The organism is Pseudonocardia sp. ICBG601, assembly GCF_020496245.1.
The window spans coordinates 75004-81957 of the sequence record NZ_JAHLJA010000028.1; the positions used below are offsets into that span (position 1 = coordinate 75004).

A 6954-nucleotide genomic window follows, 5' to 3' on the forward strand; every position below is an offset into this window, starting at 1 on the left:
CGGTGCGAGGCGCGGGACGGGGTCAGTCGTCGTCGCGGCGCAGGCGGAACAGCCGCCGGTCGCCCGAGGAGCGCAGCTCGCGCAGAGCCTCGTCGGCGGCCTCCTCCAGCGCGGCGTGCTCGTCCGGGTCGGCCCGCAGGTCGGGTCGTGGCCGGGGCCGCCCCGGCTCCTCGGCCGCCCACATCAGCTGCAACGCGGCCTCCCAGCGCAGCTCGAACATGCCGCGGGCCAGGGTGAGCCGGTCCGCGGCCTCGCGCAGCTCCCGCTCGGTGCCACGCAGCTCGCGGCGCAGCTCCTCGGCCCGCCGGGCGTCGTGTTCCCGCAGGTCGACGACGGCGCCGGCCAGCTCGGACACCACCGCCCGGTAACGCTCCACCGCACTCACGCCCCACCTCCGGCGAGAGTCCCCGAGCCGCCGCCACCCGCGAGAGTGCCCGAGCCACCGCGTCCGGCGAGGGTGTCCGAGCTGCCGCCACCGGAGAAGGTGTCCGAGCCGCCGCCACCGGCGTCGGTCAGGATGACCAGCTGTGGGCGTCCGTGCCGGGAGCGGTCGAGGAACAGCGCGCGCCCCGGCGTCGGCGTCCAGTCGAGCGGCTGCCCGCCCAGCAGCGCCACCAGGTCGGTGCCCTGCACGCCGGTCGCCACCCAGGCACCCAGGTCGTCGATCGCCGCACCCGGCGGGGCCAGCAGCGTCTTCAACCGTTGCGCGCCCTGCCACCAGCCCAGCACGTGCACCCCGACACCCGGGCCGTGACGCAGCAGCGCCCGCAGGTCCTCGGTGCCGACGCGGTCCAGCATCGACTCCGCGGCATCGGCGCCGAACATCACGACCAGCAGGGGTGCATGCCCTCCGCCGCCCGTCGCCGCCCGGGCGCGGACCGTCGCGGCCAGCTCGGCCACGCGGGCGGCGAACCCGTCGGCGGAGACCTTCTCCACCGTGCCGGGCAGGTCCGGGGCGAGCCCGGACGCGGCGGCCGCCGCGTCCGGGGCCAGCGGCACGAGCACGACCTGTGCGCTGGCCGGGTCGGGCAGCGACGCAGCCACCGAGCGGACGGCCGAGCACAGCAGCGGGACGGCGACGCGGGCGTCGGGCCCGATCACCCCGAGGTTGCGGCCGGGACCGTCGGACAGCTCGGCGGCCGCGGGGCTGCCGTGCACGTCGACGAACTGCCCGACCAGCGCGCGGGGCACACCGTCGGCGGGCAGCCGGGCGGCCAGCGCGTCGTACCCGGGGGCGCGGGCACCGTCGAAGACGACCGGCTCCTGGGTGTCCGGGAAGTCGGCGAACGCGGTCACCTGGACGTCGCGGACCACCGGGCCGCCCGCCTCGGGCAGCCGGACCACCCGGTTGCCGTGCGCGACGCCCGAGTCGTGATTGACGATCGCGTGCCAGCGCGGGAGCGCCAGCGCCGCCTCGTTGTCCTGGGCAAGGATCCGCCGCGCGCGGGGCAGCGCGATCCGCAGCACGAACTGCTCGAAGATCGCCGAACGGCCCCACAGCGCGTCGATGCCGGAGACGTCCTGGCTGGCCAGAACCAGGTGCACGCCCTGCGAGCGGCCGCGCCGGGCGACGTCCTCCAGCAGCGCGGTCGCCTCGGCGCTGACCGCGTCCCGGCCGGTGAACAGGAACTGGAACTCGTCGATGACCGCGACGATCCGCGGCAGCCGCAGGTCCGGACGCTCGGCCCGCAGCTCGGCCAGCTTGGTCGCGCCGTGCCGGCGGGCGGCCTCGGCGCGGCTGCGCATGACCTCGGAGAGGTGGCGCAGCAGCGCGAGCCCGAACTCCCGGTCGGTGTTGATGTTGACGCCGATCAGGCGGGCCTGCGGGAGCCTGTCGGCGCGGTGCCCGTCGGGGTCCGGGGCGAACGGGGTGAACGACACCCCCTCCTTGAAGTCGAGCAGGTACAGCTCGACCTCGTCGGGGCCGTAGTGCGCGGCGAGGCCGGCGATCCAGGCCAGCAGCAGGTTCGTCTTGCCCGACCCGCTCGGCCCGCCGACGAGTGCGTGCGGGGAGTGGTCGTCGAGGCTCAGTTCGGCGGGGATGCCGTCCTCGTGCCCGACGACGACCTTCAGCCCGTCGTGCGAGCGGCCCTCGCCACGCCGCCGGGGCAGCATGTCCTTGAACGCGCCCAGCCGTCCGCGCCACTGCTCGTGCCCGGCGGCGATCGCCTCGCACACCGCGGTGACGTCGTCGGCAGGCACCGGTGGGTCCGGCTCGACGAGCACGTGCGGCCCGGTCACCGACGTCCGCACCGGGACCGGCTGCCGGTCGTCGGCGGGGTCGACGCCCGGCGGGTCCCGAAGTCGACGGTCTCCACCGGACGCGGCAGCGCCGCCGGGACGTCGAGCAGCACCAGCTGCACCCCCGCCGCGACCCCGCCGCGCGCGACCCGCTGCAGCTGGCGCAGCTCGGCCTCGGGCAGCTCGCGGCCGTTGCCGACGAGCACCGCCACCAGCCACGCCTCCGGGCGCTCCCCCGTGCGGTCGGCGAGCTCGCGCAGCGAGGTGGCGCCGTCGGCGAGCACCCGGGTCTGCACCCGGCGGATCCGGTCGGCGAGCTGGTCCAGCAGCCGCCCCAGCCGGGTCGGGTCGTGCACGGTCAGCAGCCCGGTGCGGGTCAGCGGGTACAGCCCGGGCAGCGCGCCGGCGAGCTGGCCGACGTCCCAGACGTGCACGTTCACCGCGCCGGGCCGGAAGTACCGCACGGTGCGCAGGACCAGCTGCTCGACCATCGCCTCGGCCCGGTCGCGGGAGCGCGGCGTCGACACCACCTGCAGGTGCGCGCCGTCGAGCAGCGGGACCGCGACCCGGAACGGGGCGCCGCCCTCCACCGAGCCGGTGCCGAGCACCCACATCTCCGGCACCGGACCGGTCGGCTCCACGGCGCCCGCGACCGGCTTCCAGTCGGTCGGGTCGTCACCGGCGGCACCCGGGGTGGCGTCGGCGACGATCTCCGACAGCGTCTGCGGGGAGTCGCCCTGCCAGCGGTCGAACACGTGCGCCCGGTCCTCGGCGACCCGGGCGAGGACGCCGTCGAGCCGTGGGTTGTCGAACAACCGGGAGAGCCCCGGGTCGCGGCGCGCGGCGTCGTAGCCGGTCTCGCGCAGCCACAGCTCCGCCATGACCTCGGCGTGCCGGGTCGCGGCCCGGTCGCGGCGTCCCTCCGCCGCGCCCAGTGCCCGCGACGCCGCCCGGTGGAACCCGTCGAAGGCGAACCGGATCCGCTCGCGGCGGTTCGGACGACGGGCCATCAGGGGCGGGCGGGCGCGGTCAGAGCCGCGAGGCGACGTCGTCGGCGGACTGCATGGCGATGTGCAGGGCCTGCTCGACCTCGTCGATCTTCTCCGACGCGGCGGCGAAGCGGGCGCGGGCGTCGTCGGCGTCGTTCTGGGCGGTGCCGTAGATGTTCTGCGAGAACGCGGCGCCGGCCTCCTCGATGGCCTGGCGGGCGTGCCGCAGTGCGCCGAGGCTCTCGGTGGCCTGCTGGTTGGCCCGCCCGATCCCGGCCCGGATCTCGTCGATGTTCGCCATGCCCACCCTCCGTGCGTGCGCGTGCGACGACCGTGACCCGGCCGACGCCGCGGCCAATCTATCGGCCGGTCCCGGTACCCGTTCATGGTGCGCCGCACCTGTGGCCGCTGCAACGCCGGGTGCGCCGGCCACCCCACCCCGGCCCGCGTTCGAGGGTCCGGTTCGTCCGTTCGTGACCCTCCCGCGCTGGAACCGCCCGGCGCGCTCGCCTAGCGTGCACGGCACACCACCCACGACGCCGTGATCGGAGACTGTGACGATGGCCTCCCCCGCTCCGCAGACGGACTTCCTGGAACCTCCCACGGTGCACGGAAGATCCGCTCGATCGGGCCGGGGCTGCTCGCCGCGGCGACCGGCGTCGGGGCGGGCGACCTCGTCGCGACGATGGTGGCGGGAGCGTCGTTCCGGGACGGTGCTGCTGTGGGCCGCCGTCGTCGGGACGCTGGTCAAGCTCGCGCTCGGCGAGGCCGTCGGCCGCTGGCACCTCGGCTCCGGTGCCACCATGCTCGACGGCTGGCGGCGGCTGGGCTACTGGGCCACCGGCTTCTTCGGCGTCTACATCGTGGTGTGGGCTTCGTCTACGGCGCCACCGCGATGTCGGCGTCGGTCTGCCCCTCAACGCGCTGTTCGGCGGACTGCCGGTCGGCGGGTGGGCGGCGATCGCGGGCGTCGTCGGGCTGGTGCTGGTGTGGGTGCAGCGCTACCACGCCTTCGAGAAGTTCATGACGGTGCTCGTGCTGATCAAGTTCGCGACGGTCGTGTTCGTCGCGATCCTGGTCGGCCCGGACGTCCCCGCGCTGCTGAACGGCCTGGTGCCGCGGCTGCCGGAGGGGTCCACGGTCTACGTGCTCGGGCTGATCGGCGGCGTCGGCGGCACGATCACCATGGCCGCCTACGGCTACTGCTGTTCGCGAAGGGCTGGAAGGGCCCGAAGTGGCTGTCGATGATGCGGCTCGACAACGCGACCGGCTACATCATGACCGGCATCTTCGTCGTCTCGATGCTCGTCGTCGGGTCGACGATCCTGCTCGGGGAGAACCTCACCGAGTCCGACAGTGGCCTGCTCACCCTCGCCGACCGGCTCGGGGCCCTCTACGGCGAGCCGGTGCGGATCCTGTTCCTTGTCGGCTTCCTGTCGGTCACCTTCACCTCACTGCTCGGCGTCTGGAACGGCGTGTCGCTGCTGTTCACCGACTGGGTGCGGGCGATCCGGCTCCCGCACGGGAAGAAAGCCGCGATCGGGCCGGACGAGGTCAACGCCGTCGTGCCCGGCGAGGAGGCGACCGCCGAGCGCGGCGACGGCCCCGGGCGGCCGGGGCCTACGAGGCGGCCCGCGCCGAGCGCTCGCTGCCCTTCCGCGGGTACCTGCTGTGGCTGACGTTCCCGCCGATGGCGCTGCTGCTCATCGGGCGGCCGTTCGCGCTGACGCTGGTCTACGGCGTGCTGGCTCGTTCTTCATGCCGTTCCTGGCGGTCACGCTGCTCCTGCTGCTGAACACGACGATGGTGGCCCGCGAGGCGCGCTCGCGGTGGCTGTCCAACGCGATCCTGGGGATCTCGTCGCTGCTGTTCGCGGTCCTGCGTCACCGACGTCTACGGCCGCCTGACCTGACCGGGGTCAGGTCACCTCGACCTGACTTTGGTCACCCGAGCCTGGTTTCGCAGCTTGTACTGCGCTGAGCTGCGGTGATGTGTTTGCGCGGGAGCGGTGTGAGGCACTAATTCGGTGCTCTACGCTCGGTCAGGTGGCGTGGGTGAGGCGGGTACGGTGGCGGTGAGGCGTCCGATCCGCTCCGTGCACGCGCGCGTCCAGATCGCCGAGTCCGTGCAGGGCATCGACGGATCGTGGCCATGCGGTCAGCGCACACGAGGCCGAGCTGGGCCTGCTGGTCGAGCAGGCCCGTGGGCTGATCGACGACGCTGCACAGCAGGCCCTGGATCTGGGCGTCGCGCCGTCACCCCGGCGGGCCGCGGCGCCGAGCTGATCGCGCCCACCGCGGCCGGCGGTGCCACGCAGGAGGGGCTGTTCGGCCAGATGCCGCGGCGCGCCCCGAGCACCACAACCCGGCGGGTGGGTGCGCCGCAGGTGATCACGACCGGGTCGCGGGTGCTGTTCGACATCCTCGCCGAGGTCTACGCGGGCCTCGGGTTCGCAGAGGTCGCTGATGACACGTTCCGCGACCTGGTGATCGCCCGGATCGTCGAGCCCACGTCCATCCTGGACACCGGTCGGGTGCTGGCCGGTCTGGGCGTCACCGCGGCGAGCGAAAAGACGATGCGCCGCACCCTGCTGCGCTGCACCGGGCGCAGCTACCGCGACGAGATCGCGAGGGCCTGCTTCACCCACGCCCGTGGCAGTGGGGATGTGTCGTTGTGTCTCTACGACGTCACCACCCTCTACTTCGAGGCGGAGAAGGAGGACGACCTGCGCAAGGTCGGGTTCTCCAAGGAACGCCGGGTCGACCCGCAGGTCGTCGTCGGGCTGCTGGTCGATCGCGCAGGGTTCCCCCTCGAGATCGGCTGTTTCGAGGGCAACAAGACCGAGACCGCGACGATCCTGCCGATCATCGAGGCCTTCCGGGCCCGACACCAGCTGCCGGTCGAGCCGGGCGGGATGGTCGTGGTCGCCGACGCAGGGATGCTCTCGGCCCGCGAACCTGCGCGACCTCGACGAGGCCGGCCTGCGGTTCATCGTCGGCTCCCGACTCACCAAGGCCCCGGTTGACCTGGAGTCGCACTTCCACTGGCACGGCGACGCCTTCGTCGACGGCGCCAGATCATCGACACCCTCACACCACGCGACCGCCGCACCGGGCGCAGCGAGAACAGCCCGAAGGTCAAGGCCGAGCCCGTCTGGAACCCCAACCAGCATCCGGGATCCTGGCGGGCGGTCTGGGCCTACTCCACGAAGCGGGCCGTCCGGGACCGGCGCACGTTGACCCTGCAGGAGAACCGGGCCCGCGAGGTCATCGCCGGCGAGAAGCCCGCGCGCACCCGCGGTTCGTCAAGGTCACCAACGGCTCCCGCGCCCTGGACGAGGCCTCCTTGGCTCGGGCATACCGGTTGGTCGGGTTGAAGGGCTACGTGACCAACATCCCGGCCGGCGGCGCAGCGGCCGGGGAGATCATCGGCGACTACCACGACCTCTGGCACGTCGAGCAGTCCTTCCGGATGAGCAAAACCGACCTACGCGCCCGCCCGATGTTCCACCACCAACGCCAGTCCATCGAAGCGCACCTGACCATCGTGTTCACCGCCCTCGCAGTCGCCCGCGAGATCCAGAACCGCACCGGGCTCACCATCCGCAACGTCGTCCGCCAGCTCCGACCACTGCGCTCGGCCACCATCGCCATCAACGGCACCCAGCAGACCTTCCCGCCCGCCGTCCCCGCCGACAAACAGGCCCTCCTCGACGCGCTCCGTC

Annotated in this window: 7 protein-coding genes and 1 pseudogene; 4 read left to right on the plus strand and 4 right to left on the minus strand. The window is 73.6% G+C overall.

Annotated features, from left to right (window positions below; genetic code table 11):
* Positions 1 to 22: 22 nt before the first annotated feature.
* Genes KPL57_RS10550 through KPL57_RS10565 form a run of 4 tightly spaced genes read right to left on the minus strand, consistent with a single transcriptional unit; the run spans position 23 to position 3531 of the window.
* Positions 23 to 385 carry a hypothetical protein gene (locus tag KPL57_RS10550; RefSeq protein WP_139318938.1) on the minus strand — a complete coding sequence of 121 codons (363 nt, stop codon included), beginning with the start codon at positions 383 to 385 and terminating at the stop codon, positions 23 to 25.
* Entirely contained in the window at positions 382 to 2241 is a 1860-nt protein-coding gene (locus KPL57_RS10555; protein WP_226351448.1) for an FtsK/SpoIIIE domain-containing protein, read from the minus strand. Before KPL57_RS10555 ends, KPL57_RS10550 begins: the two co-directional genes overlap by 4 nt.
* Positions 2238 to 3251 carry a hypothetical protein gene (locus tag KPL57_RS10560; protein ID WP_226351449.1) on the minus strand — a complete coding sequence of 338 codons (1014 nt, stop codon included), beginning with the start codon at positions 3249 to 3251 and terminating at the stop codon, positions 2238 to 2240. Before KPL57_RS10560 ends, KPL57_RS10555 begins: the two co-directional genes overlap by 4 nt.
* A 19-nt stretch (positions 3252 to 3270) precedes the next feature.
* Positions 3271 to 3531 (minus strand): hypothetical protein, encoded by a 261-nt coding sequence (locus tag KPL57_RS10565; RefSeq protein WP_020623160.1) that lies wholly within the window; start codon positions 3529 to 3531, stop codon positions 3271 to 3273.
* A 494-nt stretch (positions 3532 to 4025) separates the two neighbouring features.
* Between KPL57_RS10565 and KPL57_RS71980 the strand changes: the two genes are divergently transcribed.
* From KPL57_RS71980 to KPL57_RS10575, 4 genes and pseudogenes are all read left to right on the plus strand, one after another.
* Complete coding sequence (locus KPL57_RS71980; protein ID WP_374203692.1) at positions 4026 to 4478, plus strand: Nramp family divalent metal transporter; 453 nt, start codon at positions 4026 to 4028, stop codon at positions 4476 to 4478.
* Complete coding sequence (locus tag KPL57_RS71985; RefSeq protein WP_374203693.1) at positions 4475 to 4909, plus strand: Nramp family divalent metal transporter; 435 nt, start codon at positions 4475 to 4477, stop codon at positions 4907 to 4909. The genes KPL57_RS71980 and KPL57_RS71985 overlap by 4 nt, the downstream gene beginning before the upstream one ends.
* A 79-nt stretch (positions 4910 to 4988) precedes the next feature.
* On the plus strand, positions 4989 to 5210 hold the full coding sequence (locus KPL57_RS71990) for a hypothetical protein (protein ID WP_374203694.1): 222 nt from the start codon (positions 4989 to 4991) through the stop codon (positions 5208 to 5210).
* 170 nt (positions 5211 to 5380) lie between these two features.
* Positions 5381 to 6954 (plus strand): annotated as a pseudogene (locus tag KPL57_RS10575) (IS1634 family transposase); the annotation flags it as partial.

Excerpts from the sequence above, each read along its gene's own strand:
- KPL57_RS10560 (WP_226351449.1), bottom strand. The coding sequence starts at position 3,251 with ATGGCCCGTCGTCCGAACCGCCGCGAGCGGATCCGGTTCGCCTTCGAC.
- KPL57_RS10565 (WP_020623160.1), bottom strand. The coding sequence starts at position 3,531 with ATGGCGAACATCGACGAGATCCGGGCCGGGATCGGGCGGGCCAACCAG.
- KPL57_RS71985 (WP_374203693.1), top strand. The coding sequence starts at position 4,475 with ATGATGCGGCTCGACAACGCGACCGGCTACATCATGACCGGCATCTTC.
- KPL57_RS71990 (WP_374203694.1), top strand. The coding sequence starts at position 4,989 with ATGCCGTTCCTGGCGGTCACGCTGCTCCTGCTGCTGAACACGACGATG.